General features: G+C 71.3%; 14 protein-coding genes. 5 read left to right on the forward strand and 9 right to left on the reverse strand.

Annotated features, from left to right (window positions below; all coding sequences use genetic code 11):
- The first annotated feature begins 384 nt into the window (after nt 1–384).
- The gene (locus AB8A24_RS41000; protein ID WP_328959537.1) at nt 385–771 is read left to right on the forward strand and encodes a hypothetical protein; all 387 of its coding nucleotides are present in this window, start codon (nt 385–387) and stop codon (nt 769–771) included.
- Here the strand turns inward: AB8A24_RS41000 and AB8A24_RS41005 are convergent.
- A complete protein-coding gene (locus AB8A24_RS41005; RefSeq protein WP_328959538.1) occupies nt 746–1,309 on the reverse strand; it encodes a hypothetical protein in 564 nt (187 codons plus the stop codon). The genes AB8A24_RS41000 and AB8A24_RS41005 overlap by 26 nt on opposite strands.
- 299 nt (nt 1,310–1,608) lie before the next feature.
- Here AB8A24_RS41005 and AB8A24_RS41010 point away from each other — a divergent pair, with 299 nt between their 5' ends.
- Both AB8A24_RS41010 and AB8A24_RS41015 read left to right on the forward strand, forming a co-directional pair.
- The gene (locus AB8A24_RS41010) at nt 1,609–4,140 is read left to right on the forward strand and encodes a Helicase associated domain protein (RefSeq protein ID WP_369479042.1); all 2,532 of its coding nucleotides are present in this window, start codon (nt 1,609–1,611) and stop codon (nt 4,138–4,140) included.
- A gap of 292 nt (nt 4,141–4,432) precedes the next feature.
- The gene (locus tag AB8A24_RS41015; protein ID WP_369479043.1) at nt 4,433–5,329 is read left to right on the forward strand and encodes a tyrosinase family protein; all 897 of its coding nucleotides are present in this window, start codon (nt 4,433–4,435) and stop codon (nt 5,327–5,329) included.
- Between the two features lie 312 nt (nt 5,330–5,641).
- On the opposite strand, the gene AB8A24_RS41020 is transcribed toward AB8A24_RS41015, so the two are convergent.
- The 8 genes from AB8A24_RS41020 to AB8A24_RS41055 form a co-directional block, all read right to left on the reverse strand.
- Nucleotides 5,642–5,992 (reverse strand): hypothetical protein, encoded by a 351-nt coding sequence (locus AB8A24_RS41020; protein WP_369479044.1) that lies wholly within the window; start codon nt 5,990–5,992, stop codon nt 5,642–5,644.
- Nucleotides 5,989–7,392: a hypothetical protein gene (locus AB8A24_RS41025; RefSeq protein ID WP_369479045.1), complete on the reverse strand. Its 1,404-nt coding sequence runs from the start codon at nt 7,390–7,392 to the stop codon at nt 5,989–5,991. The genes AB8A24_RS41020 and AB8A24_RS41025 overlap by 4 nt, the downstream gene beginning before the upstream one ends.
- Before the next feature lie 27 nt (nt 7,393–7,419).
- Nucleotides 7,420–8,844: a mobilization protein gene (locus tag AB8A24_RS41030; protein ID WP_369479046.1), complete on the reverse strand. Its 1,425-nt coding sequence runs from the start codon at nt 8,842–8,844 to the stop codon at nt 7,420–7,422.
- Nucleotides 8,844–9,182: a hypothetical protein gene (locus AB8A24_RS41035; protein ID WP_369479047.1), complete on the reverse strand. Its 339-nt coding sequence runs from the start codon at nt 9,180–9,182 to the stop codon at nt 8,844–8,846. The genes AB8A24_RS41030 and AB8A24_RS41035 overlap by 1 nt, the downstream gene beginning before the upstream one ends.
- A gap of 300 nt (nt 9,183–9,482) precedes the next feature.
- Complete coding sequence (locus AB8A24_RS41040; protein ID WP_369479048.1) at nt 9,483–10,286, reverse strand: hypothetical protein; 804 nt, start codon at nt 10,284–10,286, stop codon at nt 9,483–9,485.
- The gene (locus tag AB8A24_RS41045) at nt 10,283–11,803 is read right to left on the reverse strand and encodes a hypothetical protein (protein WP_369479049.1); all 1,521 of its coding nucleotides are present in this window, start codon (nt 11,801–11,803) and stop codon (nt 10,283–10,285) included. Before AB8A24_RS41045 ends, AB8A24_RS41040 begins: the two co-directional genes overlap by 4 nt.
- Nucleotides 11,796–12,563: an ATP-binding protein gene (locus tag AB8A24_RS41050; protein WP_331718490.1), complete on the reverse strand. Its 768-nt coding sequence runs from the start codon at nt 12,561–12,563 to the stop codon at nt 11,796–11,798. The genes AB8A24_RS41045 and AB8A24_RS41050 overlap by 8 nt, the downstream gene beginning before the upstream one ends.
- Nucleotides 12,563–14,146: a Mu transposase C-terminal domain-containing protein gene (locus AB8A24_RS41055; protein WP_369479050.1), complete on the reverse strand. Its 1,584-nt coding sequence runs from the start codon at nt 14,144–14,146 to the stop codon at nt 12,563–12,565. Before AB8A24_RS41055 ends, AB8A24_RS41050 begins: the two co-directional genes overlap by 1 nt.
- Before the next feature lie 287 nt (nt 14,147–14,433).
- On the opposite strand from AB8A24_RS41055, the gene AB8A24_RS41060 reads away from it, so the two are divergent.
- Together AB8A24_RS41060 and pip are read left to right on the forward strand one after the other, a co-directional pair.
- The gene (locus AB8A24_RS41060) at nt 14,434–15,330 is read left to right on the forward strand and encodes a recombinase family protein (protein WP_369479051.1); all 897 of its coding nucleotides are present in this window, start codon (nt 14,434–14,436) and stop codon (nt 15,328–15,330) included.
- Between the two features lie 122 nt (nt 15,331–15,452).
- Nucleotides 15,453–16,415: a prolyl aminopeptidase gene (pip, locus tag AB8A24_RS41065; protein ID WP_369479052.1), complete on the forward strand. Its 963-nt coding sequence runs from the start codon at nt 15,453–15,455 to the stop codon at nt 16,413–16,415.
- The last annotated feature ends 260 nt before the right edge of the window (nt 16,416–16,675 follow it).

Genomic DNA, 16,675 nt, shown 5'->3' on the forward strand with positions numbered 1-16,675 from the left:
CTTCGCTGACGCTTCGCCAGATTCCCGCGCGAGCGCGGGACTTGACGTCCGCAAGCGGACGTCAAGGGAAAGGCCCGGCGCAAGCGCCGGGCTGGTGGCGCTGACGCACCACCAGATGTCCGCGCAAGCGCGAACATCGAAGGGCTGTCCGCTGACGCTCCCACCCCTTCAAATCCTTCCGGCTCCGCCTCCAAGATTAGGCCCGCTGCCGCGGGCCGGCTGGCAGCAGTCGAGGGTGCCTGGGGCGGCTGTGCGGCGTACGACCTGAGCTCCCCAACCGTGCACGGATGAACGTCCCCCTGGTTACGTTCGTTGGTCTGCCGCCCCGGGCGGGCGTGGCGGATTCCTGTTGAGATCGACACGCAGTCCAGGGACACTCGCACGATGAGACAGAGCAGGTCGGCCGGACCAGTGGAACAAGGCTGGGACGAGCCCTGGTACCGGGTTCGCACAGACGTATTCGAGGCCTCGTTCCTGCCCAGCGCGGACGAGGAGTTGGACTCGGTGTGCAACGTCGATGTCTTCGTGGACCTCAAGGACGGCTCACGGTGGAGCGCGACTGTCTTCACGCTCGCGGAAGTCGAACGTTTGATGGAGTCCTGGGCAGGAAGCGACGAGGCTCTCGGTGGCCGCTACTTCTGGGTTTCGGACGGCCTGATCGTCCGGGATCCCGGCATCGACAACATGACCCACGTGATCGCCGGACTGATCGAGACCGACGAGTTCTTCTCGATCTTCCAGCGACTCAATGGGGCGGCAGGCTCTGATTGAGATTCTGGGTGGGGAGCCGGCCGGGGTCTTGCAGCGGGTCGGGCCGACGTGTGCTGGAGGTGATGCCGAGGTCTCTGCGCATCTCATCCCGCAGAAAGGTCAACCGGTCCCACAACTCACCCCTACGTCTTTCCAGCTCGCTCATGGCAGCTTCCCGGTCCGGCGTGCCCCTGCACAGCCTCTGCACCAGGCCATACATCTGTCGAAGAGAGCCGTTCACCGACCCCAGCGCATCGAGTACCTCATCGGACACGGTCATATGGGCTTCTGCGTGCTGTGAGACGTAGATTGCCCAGACACTGTCCAGGGTGGCGAGCGTCCCCGGCTCGACTCCCCCGGTCTCCTGGAGTTCGGTCCTGCATGAGACCAGTGCGTCCCTTGCCGTACGAGCTGCTGCGTTCACCTTCGCGTAGGACGCTCGACGTCCCTCAAGGAGCTGGTTGTCCCGAATGTGCTTCCGGTCCTCCAGCCGGTGCCGGTCTGCGCGTTCATGCTCCTCCCTGCGGAGGCGTTCCGCGCTCCGCTGCGTCAGCAGCACTGAAATCAGTGTGACCAGGCCACCCGCCACAGCAGCCCCAAGGGTGATTAACGCTGACCCCATCGACTCCCCCTCCCATCGGCTCATGCGCCTGTACCGTCCTTCCCTCCCCGAAAACCCTCCTTCGACACATCCGGCTACGGCGGCCTGCCCCACGACGCTGCCGGAGGTGTGTCCCGCATCTTCCGGGGCGGGATTGCATCAGCCCGTGAATCTGTATGATGCACTGTGTAGCATCCCGAGAACATCGCCATCTCCCTCCAGCAGGTACACAGCCACTTGATTCCGTGGAGCGTCGAATGCAGAAGACCGGTCACATCGTGCTGCGGCCTCATCAGGAGGAAGCAGTGGAGGCGATTGTCCGTGGGCTGGACGTTCCGCCGGGGAAACGAATTCCGGAGGCAGGGCTGCGGGCCACGGTGGTGGCGGCGTGCGGGACCGGGAAGACCTTTATCGCCGCCGCGGCGGCGCTCCGGCTCGCCCGGCACGGGCGGGTCCTGGTGCTGCTGCCGACGCTCGATCTCCTCACGCAGACGGTGCGGGAGTGGCGGCTCGCCGGGCACAGCGGGCCGGCTGTCGCGGTGTGCTCGCTGGAGGACGATCCGCAGCTGTGGCAGCTCGATGTGCGGACGACGACGTCGGCGCCGCAGTTGGGGCTGTGGCACGGGCGCGGCCCGGTGACGGTGTACGCCACGTACGCGTCGCTGCCGGTCATCGCCGAGGCCCACGAAGGCCTGTACGGACTGCCGATGGACGTCTTCGACCTGGTCGTCGTCGACGAGGCACACCGGACGTCCGGGTCAGCCGGGAAGGCGTGGGCCGATGTCCACCGCCAGGACGTCATCCCCGCCATGCGCCGGCTCTACATGACCGCCACCCCAAGGGTCTGGATGGAACGGCCCCCGCGGTCCCGGGCGCAGGAGCGGGAACGGGAGGAGGCGCGCCGGCGCGCAGCGGAGACGGAGCGCAGGGAGCGGGAGGAGGCGGAGGCCGAGGGCCGGGTCTACGTCAACCGGCCGCGTTGGGATCGCCTGCCGAGGGAACTCGCCTGCTCGATGGATGATCCGAGGGTGTTCGGGCCGGTTGTTTATGAGTTGTCGCTCGCTTCGGCTATTTCTCGGGGGCTTTTGGCGAAGTATCAAATTGTCGTCGCGGAACTCACCGACCCCGTCGTCACTCCGCAACGGCTGAATAGTGAGGAGCGGTACGAGGAGCAGCTGCGCGGCGAGCGCCTCGCCGCGATGCAGACCGCTCTCCTGGAGACCATGGCGGCCCACGGGTTGCAGACCACCATCACGTTCCATCACCGCACTGTGGAGGCGGAGGCCTTCGCGGCCGGGCTCGACCGCGTTGCCCGCCGGTTGCATGCGGTGGATCCGGGGCGGCATCCGGAGCGGGTGTGGTCGGGGTGGCTGTGCGGGGAACACGAGGGTGCTCACCGGCAGTCTGTGCTCGCGGATTTCGGGCGCAGGGCCGGGCGGGCGGTGCTCAGTAATTGCCGAGTTCTGGGCGAAGGGGTCGATATTCGGGCGACGGACAGTGTGGCCCTGATCGATCCGAAGGGGTCTGCGGTGGACATCGTGCAGGCGATCGGGCGGGCTTTGCGGCAAAAGCCCGGTGAAGGAAAGATGGCCACCCTGATCGTGCCCGTGTTTTTGCGGGAGGATGAAAAGCCTGAGGACATGCTTTCGTCGAATTCGTACCGGCCGCTCATTCGGGTTTTGGCGGGACTTCGGGCGCATGACGAAAAGGCTGTGGAGATGTTGGCCATTCCACAGGAGAACCGGAAAAGGATCGTAGACCCATCCTTGCCGGTCGGGAAGGCACCGGAGGAGGGTGAGGAGGAGTCACGGCTGCTGCTCCGGTTCGCGGCCCCGCGGGATCCGGCGCTGATCGCGAAGTGGATCAGCTACACGGTCATCAACACCGAGCGCCAGGACTGGCGTCGGGGCGCGGAAGCCGCCTACCGCTACCGGCAGCGTGAGGAGCACCTCGACGTCCCGTACGAGCACGTCGAGCCCGAAGGGGCGTTCCCGCTCGGGCGGTGGCTCTCCGATCAGCGGCGCACGTTCCGGGCCGGGGCCATGATCGGCGAGCGGGCGGCCGAGCTGGAGGAGCTGGGGATCGTGTGGGACACCGCCGACGCCGCCTTCGCCGAGAACCTCGCTGCCGCGCGCGCCTACTTCGAACTCCACGGGACCCTGGCCGCCCCTCGGCACGCGACCGCCCTGGACCGGGCGCTCGGGCAGTGGCTGACGAACGTCCGGCGCCCAGGCGGGCTCGGGAAGGACCCCGACCGCGCCGGTCGGCGGGCGGAGAAGCTCGCGGCCGTCGATCCGGACTGGAACCCCCGCGAGAACGGGTGGACGGTCGACTGGCAGCGGCACTACGCCTACCTCGCCCAGCTCCTCGCGGGCGGCGCCCGGCTCGACGACGTCGTGCCCGGGGTCACCCTGCACGGCGAGGACGTCGGGCGCTGGCTCACCGCCCAGCGCCGGGACTTCAGCAAGCTCAACGAGGAGCAGCAGCGCAGGCTCAGCAAGCTGGGCGTGAAGAAGGCCGTACGGGCGCGTAAGGCCCCCGCGAAGGCCGCCGTGGCGCCCGGGCCGGACGCGGGCGGCGGAGCGTTCCAGAAGGGCGTGGAGGCGCTGGCGCAGTACATCGAGCGCGAGGGTGGGGGCATTCCCGGCCGGGCCCACATCGAGGAGCTCCCCGACGGCAGCACACACCGCACCGGAGTATGGATCGCCAACCAGCGGCAGCGACGCGACCGGCTCGACACCGCGCAGCTCCGGGCTCTGGCCGGGCTCGGGGTGGACTGGGCGCGGTAGGAAGCAGGGCGGCCCGCCAGAGAAGCGACCCTGTACTCGCGCCATATCGGCTGCCTGCGAACCGACACCGTCCCCCGGCAGGTAGGCGCCACGCTCGCCCCCATCGGGTCCAGCTCAAAGCCCCTCAACCTGGCGAACAGCCACGTCACAGACAGTGGCCGTCTGCACCTGCGGACGGTCTGTCACGGTGCACCCTCGACCATGCCTCGCGATCACTTCGCGACGCGCTCTTGCCATCGTCGTTAGGTGTGTGAACCGCCGGGATCACCGGCATCCAACGGTGAGGGAATCCATGACGCGAGCCATCGACAGGCGCGACGTGCTGAAGCTGGGAGTGCTGGTGGCAGGAAGCACGCTGGGAGTCTGTCCTTCAGCCATGGCAGACGGACCGTCCTGCACTGCGATCGTCAGGCGGCCGGAAGTTCGCGAACTGAACGCCGATCAGTGGGATCGCTTCGCCAACGCCGTCAAGCAACTACCGGGTCCTGTGAGCGGCAGGTACTACGACAGGGCGGTCGCCGACTACCACGACAACACGGTGGAAAGGCGGGGGGTGCCCGCCTTCCTTCCCTGGCTCCGCACTAGCCTGCGCCGCTTCGAGCAGGCTCTTAACAGGGTCGACCCATCGGTTGGTCTGCCCTACTGGGACTGGAGCAAGGACTACCAGACTCCTGGACAGTCACCGTTGCTGAGCGCGTCCTACTTCGGCGGCACCGGCAGGCCCTCGGACGGCACCGTGATCGGCGGTTCCTTCGCCCACTGGAAGTGCACCCTCCCCGATGCCCACGAACTGCGCCGGAGCGGACGCAAGGTTCCCTCCATGCCCAGCCCGGAGGAGATCGAAAGCGTCCTCGCCCGCTCCGACCGCTACGACAGCCTCAGGGCATCCCTGGAGCAGCACTTCACATCTGTGCTCAAAGCGATCGGCGGGCAGGCCGGCGACCTGTCTACAAACTATGCGCCCAACGACCCGCTCTTCTGGGTCATCGCCGGCTTCACCGACCTCCTGTGGGCGGAATGGCAACAACGGCGGCCTGCTTTGTCCAGGACCTACAACGGCCAGGCCGGAGGAAAGAACGTCAGCCCGAACGACACCCTGCAACCGTTCAAGGTGCCCGTCTCCTCAACCCTCGATATTCGTGCGCCCGGCTTCTGCTACTACTACAGCCGGTGGTCAGCCAGGCCTTAATGGACCAGGCATGTGGTCGATGACGCGGCCGGCAGGCCACCGGCCAGCCGCCTCCCCGTGCTCCTCACACCAGGACACCGCGACCAGACCGCCACAGTCATGCGGGAGGTGCAGGGCGCCGGAGCACCACGCACCGCCCAGCACCACGGCTCCGGCCAGCAGGGTCAAGGCCACGCCCACAACCTCGTACCCGGACCACTGCGCCCACCAGCCGGTCGCGGCCAGCACCGTCCCCGCCAGCGCACTGCCACCGGCCCGGCGCTGCCTGCCCGTCATCACCATCCGCTTCCCCTCCTTCGCAGTTCCCCCCGGTCAGGCGGTGGGCCCGGCGCCCGCCTCGCGGGCCGCGTGCTGCTGGACTTCCTCCGAGGGCGCCACGAGCGGCCCGGCCGGAAGTGGGACGGGCTGCGGCCGGTACACGGCGCCCCGGTACAAGGTGGCCACGCCTGCCGTGCCGGCCAGGACCGACAGGACGAAGTCCGCCTGCACCAGAGCGAGGTGGCCCGCCCGCAACGCGGCCGCGAACAGCAGGCCGGTCAGCAGCAGGCCCTCGACAGCGATCCGGTCCCGGCCCGACAGCGCCCACCAGGCCGCCTGTACACGGTCCGTCCACGCCCGGACGCCCCGCCTGCGGCGTCCGGGTGCGGGAGCCGCCGCCGTCACCGCGTACGCCCCGCGCCCCTGGCCGGTGCCGCCTGTTGCCGGTGGGCGGGGATCGCGGCTTCCGTCGGGGCCTGCTGCCCGGGGGCCGCCGCGGCGGGCGTGGTGGTCGAGCGGGAGCGGGCCGCCGTCGGGGAGACCCGGCCCCGAGACGCGGGCGCGGCCGGCGCCGAGGGCGGTGTCGTCAGGGAGTACAGGGTCGCGTCCACGAGACGCCCGACCGTGGTGGAGGCGGGGCCGTCCTTCCAGGAGGTGTCGGCCTTCAGGCGGGCCAGGTGCGCGCCGAGGAGTGCGGTGCTGCCCTGGTCGCGGATCTGGTTCATGCGGGCCGCGAGGAAGGGCCACTGGCGGGAGCCGACCAGGAGACCCACCTGCGTCTCGGGCAACACGTCCTTGACGATGCCGACGATCGTGGCGTGCGCGAGCGGGTTGACGTCGAGCTGCTCCAAGGCCTTCGCGCGGTCGCCGAGGTCCAGGTCCCGGGGCACGGCCAGGCCCTCGGTCAGCGGGCCCCAGGAGCGCTTCGCGTCCGTACTCGCGGGTGGCGCCCACGGGTCGGCTGCCTCCCGCACCGGCGCAGCAGCGGGGGCGGGGGTCGGAGCGGGTGCGGGTGCAGTGCCCGGAGCCGGGGCGGGTGCGGGTACGCGTCCCGCCGGAGGCGCGCCCCACGGGTCGCCGGAGCTGCCCATGCGCGAGGCCAGCACGTCCCGGGCCGGCTGCGCGACAGCACCGGGAGCAGCGGGGGCAGGAGCGGGGGCGGCGGTGGGCGCCGGGGTGGCCGGGGCGGGCGCGGGTGCTTGCGCGGCGGCCGCGTTGATGACGGCGGCGACGGCCTGGTCGACGCCCGCTCCGGCGGCGTGCGCGTCGAGGAGGAACCGGGCGACGTCGATACCGCGGGCGTCGAGCCGGCCCATCGCGGCCGCGATGTCAGGCCAGGCCGGGGAGGAGAGCATCGCGTCGCGCACCAGGCCCTCGGGCATCGTCGCCTTCAGGAGGTCGGCCCACCGGTCGGTGCCCTCCGCCTTCGTCCGGGCCGCGTTGGCCACGACGGCCTGGTGGACTCCGGCGGTCATGCGGCCCATCTGCGGCAGGAAGGTGCCGAGGTCGACTCCGGCCTGCTGGAGGCCGACGAGCTGGCGGGCCATCACCGGCCAGTCCGCGCTCTGCATCAGCTCGGCCAGGATGTCGTCGCCCAGGACGCCGCGCAGCTGGTCGGCCGACCAGCCCGGGGCCATCTTCTCCGCGTCCTCACTGAGTTCCTCCTCCCGGCCGGTGAGGCGTTTTTGGGTGGCGCGGCGGACCGCGTCGGTGATGGTCATCATCAGCCGGTAGGCCATCGCGGCCGTCTGCGCGGCCTCCCCGAGCGCTTCGGAGAACGGCTCGGGCTGGGGCGGGTACGTCATCGGCAGGAAGCTCCCTCGGGTTGGGGGTCAGCGCGTACGGGACGGGCCCGGCCGTCCGGGATCCGGGCGCGGCCGGACCGGTACACCGGTAACGGGTGTGGCGGTCGGCAGGCCACGGCCCGGCGTACGCACCACTCGACCGGTGCGCGGCTTCGTGCCCGGGGGCGGGGCGCCGGTCAGGCCGGCTGCCTCCCGCAGCAGGACGGCGGCTTCGGCAGCGGCTTTCGCCTGTGCGCGGAAGGCCTGCGCCCGGTGCCACGCGGCGGCGGCCTCCACCGCCTCCACCAGCGCGAGGAGCAGCGTGAGGACGACCGCGGCGCCGCCCCCGCGTGCGGCGCGGGGTGCCCTCTCCAGTGCCCGGGTCGAGGCGCGCCATCCGGCACGGGCGCGGCCCTCGAGGGAGCGGGCGCCGGGGGCGCGGGCGGCCTGCTCGAAGGCGTCGGCCGCTGCCTGGACGCGGTCGCGGACGAGGGCCGGGGAGTGGGCGGCGGCGACGGCCAGGAGGTCACCGAGGGCTGCGACATCCCCGGCGCCTTCGTCCTGCCCGGCGCGGCCCAGGAGTACGGACGCTTCGCGGATCCGGTGTTCGGCCAGCGCCCAGTCGGCCTCGGTGACGAGCGGGGTGAAGCGTTCGCGGACGCGGGGCAGGGACAGGTCGTAGGCGAGCGTCGACCCGGCGAACCAGACGGGCCGGCTGCCGCCGTCGGCCCGGTCCCCGGGCAGCGCGACCGAGTACCCCACCAGTGCGCCGTCGTTGCCCAGGCGTTCGCGCACGCGCAGCCCGGCGTCGCGGAGCCGGTCGAGGAAGTCGGTGTCGCCGTGGGCGAGGGCGGCGGCCTGGCGGACGGTGCGCTGCAGGGACTCCCGGGCGGTCTCCGTCAGGCCCCGGCGGGCGGCTTTCTCGGCCTCGCCGGTGACGGGGCGGCGGCGCGCGGTGCGGTCCAGAGGTGACATCGGGGTGAGGCCCCAGCGGGCTTCGAAGACGCGGGCGGCGGCGTGCATGTTGAGGATGTCGCCGCGTACGCGGGGGTGCCGGCCGTCCTGGCGGGCGAGGGTCGCCAGGATGTGGATGTGGTCGTCCGCGTGCCGTACGGCGATCCACCGGCAGGCCTGCTCGTCGCCGTGCTCCGCGATGCCCGCGGCGTGCACCATGGCGGCGGCGACCTCGCTCCATTCCGCGTCCGACAGCAGCCGGTCGTCGGCGTGATTGCGGACCGAGATGTGCCACACGTGGTCTTCCGGCTTCGGTCCGCGCAGCGCTTCGACGGGGGCGTCGAGGAGGAGCGCCAGGTCGGCGAGCGTCATGCGGGCCGGGGTGCGGGCGGGGCACGGGAGGTCCGGGTCCCAGCCCGCGACGAGGTGGGGGTCGACGTGCTCGTCGCGTTCGCCCGGACCGAAGAGGTAGTCCAGGAGGTCGATCGTCGTCGAACCCGTCTCTGCCTTCTTCGGCATCACGACCGTGGGCGCCTCTCCCGCATCACCGCGACCGTCGCCGCGTCGAGGCGGGCCACCGCTTTCAGCGTGTCCTCCACCACGGTCGCGGCCGACTCCGGAAAGCCGGCCCCGGGCGGTCCGGTGGCGGCCACGGCACGGAGCGCGGCGACGGTCTCCCGCAGGTGGACCCGGGCCTGGACCAGCTCCCGCAGTACGTCCCCGGCGTCCCGGGAGACCGGCACCAGCACGTGTTGCGCGACCGCCATCACCTGGCGCCCCGCCCAGGCCGCCGACGCCATCCCCTCGCGTTCTGCGGCGGTTCGCACGACGGCCAGTTCGGTGTCGCTGAAGGACACGTAGAAGCGCTTCTTCCGTGGTTCACCGGCCTGGCGTTCACGACGCCGCCCACCCATATTCCCGTCCGCGCCGACTGCCACCCAAGGCCCCTCACAATTCCGTGCCAGCCGCTACCGGCTTTCCGGCGCCCCGGGGGCTTACTGCCCCCATTACGTACTAACTGGCTGCCAATTTCTAATGCCTGAAAAATGGTTGCAGGACCGTGCGCCCGCAAGCCGGGAAACCAGGCGCTGTCGGACGACAGACGAATGTCAGTGGCCGACGACAGGAAGTGTCAGTGGTCGGCGACATGACGGGTGTCAGTAGGGATTGACGTCGTCAGTGTCGATGGCGCGGAGGCTGTACTGGACGTCGTCGGCCAGAACGGTGGCACCGTCGGTGGTGACGGTGAGGAGTCCGGCGTCGATGAGTCCGGCGACGGCATGAGCCCAGGGCCCGTCCTCGTCGGCGGTCACAGAACCGTCGTGCCAGGCCTGGTAGAGGACGGTGGCGTCGAGGTCGCTGAGGACGTCGCGCTGGAGAGGCCGACGGTGTGTGCCGTTGGGGTTGCGCCACGTCGCCGTGTGGTTGCCGGGGTGGATCGCGTTCATCTGCTCGTCGGTGAGGACGTCCATGCGCGGGGCGAGGGTGAAGTGGGCGGGGGCGACCCGACGGAGGGCGTACGGGCCTCCGAGGCCGGGGGCTGCCCAGGCGTGGTCGAGGGCCTCGATCGTGCGGTCGATGTCCCAGTGCAGGGACTCGGCGAGGTAGTCGGCGGTGAGCGGGCGGCCGGCGTGCGCGAGGGCGTTGAGGACGGCGGTCGCGTCGGCTTCGGTGCCGGGGTCGTGGGGCTGCTGGATCTGGTGGTGGCGGGGCAGGCGGTAGACCTCTTCGGCGAACGGGGTGAGGTCGGCAGGGTGGAGGTCCAGGCACCGGGCGAGTTCGAGGACGACGTGCAGGGGCTGGTTGGGCAGGGCGTCGAGCCGGATGTCGTTCTCGTGGACGCCGAGGAGGTCGGCGAGTTCCCAGCTGGTCATGCCCGCGCTGTGGAGGCGACGGCGGATTTCGGTGCCCCAGCCGCGGGGCTGCCGCCTGCGGGGCGGTGCCTGGTACCAGCGGTTCACAGGTCGCCTCCCTGGTCGTCGAGAACGCTGACGGTGAGACGGCGTGCGGTCATCCAGTCGGTGTGGGAGGTGGGGCCAGCGCCGATCTGTCCGTCCTCACGGCACGCGCCGCGGTGGAGCCAGTGGGGGTGGACGCCGATCCGGCGGCAGGTCCGCAGGATGAGCTCGGTCAGGGTGCGTTCGGAGGCGGGGAGCGCGGGGTCCTGGTAGTTGACGAAGAGGTGGCCGCGGGTGCCGGAGCCTTCCGCGCGGCGGTGGGCGAGCTGGGCGGCGATGATCTCAGCGGCGTACGGGGGCAGGGGTGTCTTGCCGGTGGTGTGTCCGTAGCTGGGGCACTCGTCGTCCTCGCGGCGGTCGATCTCGGCGGCCCAGTCGGTACGCAGGTAGACGGCGTTGTCGCCGAACGTCGACAGGTACAGGTAGTGGCCGTCCTCGTCGACGTTGCGGCACAGCACGTGGGAGAACCGGTCGGGCGCAGCCGACAGGTGCAGGGCCAGGACGGTGGCGGCCGCCGCGTCGGTGGCGACGGTTGCGCGCAGGGCCCGGCAGATGGTGGGGGTGAGCCAGGTCGGCAGGCGGTCGGCCGGGGCCGGGCCGAGGCTGGCGGGCTGCCAGCGCAGGAGGACGCCGCGGCTGAGGAGGGCGGCTTGGATGGCGCGGAGGCGGATGAGCGCGAGCCGGGGGCTGGTGGCGGGGCCGATCCGTTCGTCGCGGAGGTAGGCGTTGAGGCCGCGGGCGAAGTCACCGGATCGGGGGGCGGCGAGGTCGTGGGGGTGACGGCGGACGAACTGGTCGGTGCGCTGGGCCTCGGAGCGGTACACGTGGTTGAGCTGGTCGAAGGTGTCGGCGGCGAGGCGTCGGCGGCAGACGGCGAGGAAGAGCGGGAAGTCCGCGTCGGGCAGGGCCGGCCAGTCGTCGTCGGGGTCGGGGTCCTCGTCGGGGTTCGGCGCCAGGCTGGTAGCCGGGTCGGGCAGGGGCAGCAGCCGGTAGAAGTCGTCCAGGTAGATCACGCGCAGGGGCCGGTTGGGTCCACCCGAGGGGAGCTTGCCGCGCCGGCCGTGGAGACGGGAGTGACCGAGGCTTTCGAGGGCGTTGCCCATCTTGGTCGCGTCGCGGGGTGAGGACCAGATCAGCCACAGGGTGGCGTCGACGGTGTCGGCGAGCTCGGCCAGGCGGACGGCCTCCTTCTCGGAGAGGCGGTGGCCGCGCTCGACGACGATGTGCGTGGTGCGTGCGGCGGCCAGCCATGCGGCGGCGGCCGCCCATGCGCTGTCGATGGTCAGGCGGTTGGTGCGGGCTGCGGCCGGGTTCTTGCCCGCGGCGGTCAGGACGTCCCACACCAGATCGGACGCGGACCGTACGGGGTTGGGGCGCACGACGACGCACTGGGCGGACTCCAGGGCGGCCAGGCGCCGGGTCACGTTCACCTCGTCGAAGGCGTCGGTGACCAGGTAGACGGTCCGCCACGGCCGGGCCGGCAGGGAGAGCGGGTCGGTGCCGGGGAGGGTCTCAGTCACGCAGGCCGCCGCCGAGGAGGGCGTACACGTTGTGCACGGTGTCCTCGTCCACGGTCGTCAGGTTCTGCTCCGTGCACAGGGAGGCGGCGGTGTGGGTGAACACGGCCCAGTCGCGCATGGTGCCGTGCCCGTAGGAGGCGTCGACGTCTAGGAGCAGGGCGTCGTCCGCCTCGGCGTAGATCGGGTGGTAGCGGCGCATCAGGGCCGGCACTTTCTGTGGATTGAGCGGCTGGAAGGGCAGACGGCGGAAGACCCGGGAGCGGAGCATCGGCTCCTTGGAGAGGACCTCCCAGCAGCCGTCGCCGCCGACGTAGAGGAGCGCGAATCGGGTGCGGGGGTGGTCGTGGAGGTGGCGCAGCAGTTCGATGCAGTCGCCGGTCAGACGCTGCGCCTCGTCCACGACGATCAGCCGCATCGGGGTTGCGAGCAGGCCGGTCAGCTTGGTGGTGAGGTCGAAGCGGTTGCGGGAGGAGGGTGTCTCGGTGCCGGTGAGTTCGCGCAGCAGCTGGTCGGCGATCATGCGCATGGTCGGGCGGGAGGGGAAGGTCAGGACGCACACCTGCGGCCGCTGGGTGGGTGGTAGGGCATCGAGGGCTTCGAGGGCGGCTTCGACGGCGAAGGTCTTGCCGGTGCCGGCCGGTCCGTGAACGACGCCGGTGGCCGCGTTGGCGACGAGGTCGCGGACGATGCGGGTGGTCATCTGGAAGTGGCCGGTGGGCAGGGCGGCGGCGCCGTCCAGGTCGACGAAGTGGCGCGGCATCAGCTCTCCGGGTCTGCGGTGGGGTCGGTCAGTCCGAGCAGGCTGGTGCTGGCCTTGGCGGCGAGCGCCTGGTCGCGGTCGTGCTGGGTGCGCGCTCGTCCGTCGGCTGCGCTCACCAGCCGGGACTCCGCCGGGGTGGCGCCGTCGCCGGTCATCGGGGCGAGCTCACGGCGGGCCCGCTTGGCGGCCTTGCGTCGCTCGGCGCCAAGGCGCTTGGCCTCGGCGCGGGCGTGTTCGCGGAAGGCCTCGGTCTGTTCGGGGGTGAGCTGCCCGGTCGGGTAGGCGGTGCACAGGTGCTCGGTGCCGGCGTAGACCTCGATCTGCCGGTCGTCGTGCGGCATGTACCGGATCTGGACCCGCTGTCCGCCGCGCCCGTACAGCTCGGGGGCGACGTAGGTCAGGGACTGGAAGCTGATGCCGTCCTTCTGGATCGTGCGGTCGGTGGAGGCGAGCATGAGGTGGCGCAGCCGGTCGGAGCCGATCCGCCGCAGCGGCGCCGGGTCCTCCATCCACGCCTGGAGGGGCGTGCGGCCGCCCAGCATCCGGTGCGGGCGTTCGGTGTTGTACCAGCGGGCCCACAGGGCGAAGCGGTCCACGAACCGCTCGATCCGCATCGGCCCGCCGGCCTCGCCGCTGGCGGCGGCCTGCTTGGCGGCGACGGAATCCTTCACCGGGCCGTACAGCTTCCCGCTTGCGTCGCGGGGGCCGCCGGTGAAGCCGGGGAGCTGGGAGATCAGCATCTGCTCGATGGTGAGGTTAAGCCGCTCCACCTTGCCCTTGCGATGCGGCTGGAACGGGGGAAGGCGGTGCATGACCACGGCGAGGGTGCCCAGGGCCGCCTCGACATCATCGGCCGCGAACTCCAGGCCCTGGTCGATGCGGACGCGCTCGGGGACGGCGCCGAACGGCGAGGCCTCCGGCTCGTGGAGCATGGCCATGCGCATCGCGGTGAACACCGTCCCCGACGTCGGGGTGACGGCGACGGCCCAGCCCAGCAGGGCCCGGGTCCCGTCGTCGACGACCGTGGTCATCCACGGGCAGATCGCCTTGCCCTTCGGCGGCAGCACCACGAGCGGCAGCTGCTTGTGGTCCATCTCCCAGCACCGGCCACGCAGCGCGTCCGGGCGCTTCAGGTACACCGCGGCCGCCCGGCGGCCGGACTCGCCGATCCGCCACGCTGCCTGCTCGGCCGGGGTCAGCTCCTGGCCGAACGCCCGCTGCAACGTCCGCAGCGTCACCGGGCGGCCGCCGGCCCACCCCTCGGAGAGGAAGGAAGGCACCGGCGCCCCGGCCGTCGTGCCGTCCCCCGCGAGCACGGCCGTCCGCGCCCGGTGCAGGGCGGCGATGTTGCCCCGGTAGAACGCGAACGCCTCGCGGTCGGTCTCACTCAGCAGGTAGCGCGGTCGCGACTGCCGTACGGGACGGGCGGCCGGAGAGGACAGCCACCGCCACACGGTGCGCTCGCTCACCCCGGTGCTCTGCGCGACGGTCCGCACATGCCCGGCCGTCAGCACCCCGTCGGCCCGCAGCTCTTCCAGCCGGGCCACCGCCGTACGCCGCACCTCCGCCGCGATCTTCGCCACGGTCCGAAGTGTCAGTGGGATGTCGCCGCCCCGGCACCCCTGCGACACTGTCTCCGCTCGAACTGCTGAACCCACCCCGAACCGGTTGCAGGCGCCGCGCTCCAGCGGCTAGAGCAGGCAGGGTGTCCGCCGTCCCGGAATCGGTCGTTTCCGGGACGGTCGCCCGAGACGGCGCCCGGCGACGGGAACCAGTCCCGAAAGGCGTCCCGGAACTCCGGGCGGCCGCGGCGAAGCGGGATGCGTTTTCGGGACGGGCCGCTTCGAGCGGCCGGGCGGGAGTGGAACACGTGGACGTCGACCTGGACGAGATCGCCCGCGCCGAGCTCGTCGAGCGCGAACCGTGCCCGCGGTGCGGGGCGCCGCCCGGATCCGCCTGTCGGGCGAACTCCGGTGTCGTCGCCGTCGACTACCACACCGGCCGCTACGGCAAGATCCCCGCACTGAAATCCGGGCCCGCGATCCGCATCCCCGCCGCCCGCGGTCCGGGCCAGCCGTGGCAGCCCGGACCCGAACCCGACCTCGGCATCGGCGCCGCGCTCGCACGCTCCGGCGACCGCATCGGCTACGCCCGCGTCTCCAGCAAGGGCCAGGACCTCGCCGGACAGGTCCGCCTCCTCAAGGAGGCTGGCTGCGTCCGAATCTACGTCGAGAAGATCGGCACCCGCGAGAAGATCCGCCCCGAGTACAACACCGCCCTCGCCGACCTCCGCCCGGCCGACACCCTCACCGTCACCATGCTCGACCGGCTCGGCCGCAACATGATCGAGCTGATCACCTCCGCGCAGGACCTCGCCGAGCGCGACCACCGCCTGGAGATCCTCGGCGGCCCCCTGTCCGGCGTCTACGACCCGCAGGGCGCAGGCAAGGTGCTGTTCGTTGTCTTCGCCGCGATGGCCGAGGTCGAGCGGGAGTTCATCCACGAACGGACCCTGATCGGCCTGGACACCGCCGCAGCCAACGGCAACCACGGCGGCCGCCCGCCCGCCATCGACGGCGACATGCTCGCCGTCGCCCTCCGCCGCCGCGACGCCGAAGAGTCCGTCACCGCCATCGCCAAGCACCTCGGCATCGGCCGCTCCACCCTCTACCGCACCCTCGCCGCGTACGACGAAGCCGCAGCCACCACAGACGCGCCACGGATCACCGACCACCGCGTCGAGCCGCCCGACAAAAATCGTCGGTGACCAGCCGAGAACCCAACCCGCCGATCGGGCAGGTGCCGCAGTCGCCGACGGTGTCACCTCAGCCATGTTGTCTACTACAAGGCCTTGATCATGTTGCGTTTCGTTGCCAGGAGGTCTGGAAGATGGACGAGCTGTACCCGCCGGTCGAGCCGTACGAGAAGGGGATGCTCGACGTCGGCGACGGCAACCTCGTGTACTGGGAGGTCTGCGGAAACCCGGACGGCAAGCCCGCCCTCGTCGTCCACGGAGGACCGGGATCAGGATGCGGAACAGGGGCACGCCAGTACTTCGACCCGGACCGCTACCGACTCGTCCTGTTCGACCAGCGCGGCTGTGGCCGCAGCACCCCCCACGCAAGCGAACCCACGACCGACATGCGCCACAACACCACCCGGCACCTGATCGCCGACATGGAGCGGCTTCGGAATCACCTGGGTATCGACCGCTGGCTGCTCTACGGAGGCTCGTGGGGCTCCACGCTGATCCTGGCCTACGCCGAGACCTACCCGGAGCGGGTGTCGCAGATCGTCATCGCCGCCGTCACCACCACCCGGCGCTCCGAGATCGACTGGCTCTACCGCGGAGCGGGCCGGTTCTTCCCCGAGCAGTGGGACCGCTTCCTCGAAGGCGCCGGCGGCACACCACGGGACGGTGACATCGTCGCGGCCTACGCACACCTGATGGAACATCCGGACCCCGCGGTCCGCGAGAAGGCCACGGCCGACTGGTGCGCCTGGGAAGACGCCGTCCTGTCCGGGGAAACGAACGGCGCCTCCAACCCGTACGGCGACCGCCCGCCAGCCGCACAACTGGCCCTGGTCCGCATCTGCTCGCACTACTTCTCCCACGGCGCCTGGCTGGAGGAAGGCGCACTCCTGCGCGATGCGCACCGCCTGGCAGGCATCCCGGGCGTACTGGTCCACGGCAGGCTCGACCTGGCCGGCCCGCTCGATACCGCATGGGAACTCGCCCGCGCCTGGCCCGATGCCGAGCTGACCGTCGTCGGCAACGCAGGCCACTTGGGCAGCGACACGACCCGCGCACATGTACTCAAGGCCCTCGACCGATTCGCTCGCCAGAGATGAGACCAGACCGCCCGGCAATCCAGAGTCACTGACACCTCACGTGTCGCCGACCGCTGACATATCCATGTCGCCCGACAGGCGCGCCGACACCGGGCATCACCCCCACCAACGACCCCGCACCCCACCCCGACACCCCCACACCGCACCGCACCGCCACCACGCCACCACGCCACCGCGCCACCGCGCCACCGCGCCACTGCGGCCACTGCGGCCACCGCCGCACGCCACACCCCACCACCACGCCACACCGCCCCACCCCC

It is taken from the genome of Streptomyces sp. BF23-19 (assembly GCF_041106355.1).
Taxonomy (GTDB): domain Bacteria; phylum Actinomycetota; class Actinomycetes; order Streptomycetales; family Streptomycetaceae; genus Streptomyces; species Streptomyces virginiae_A.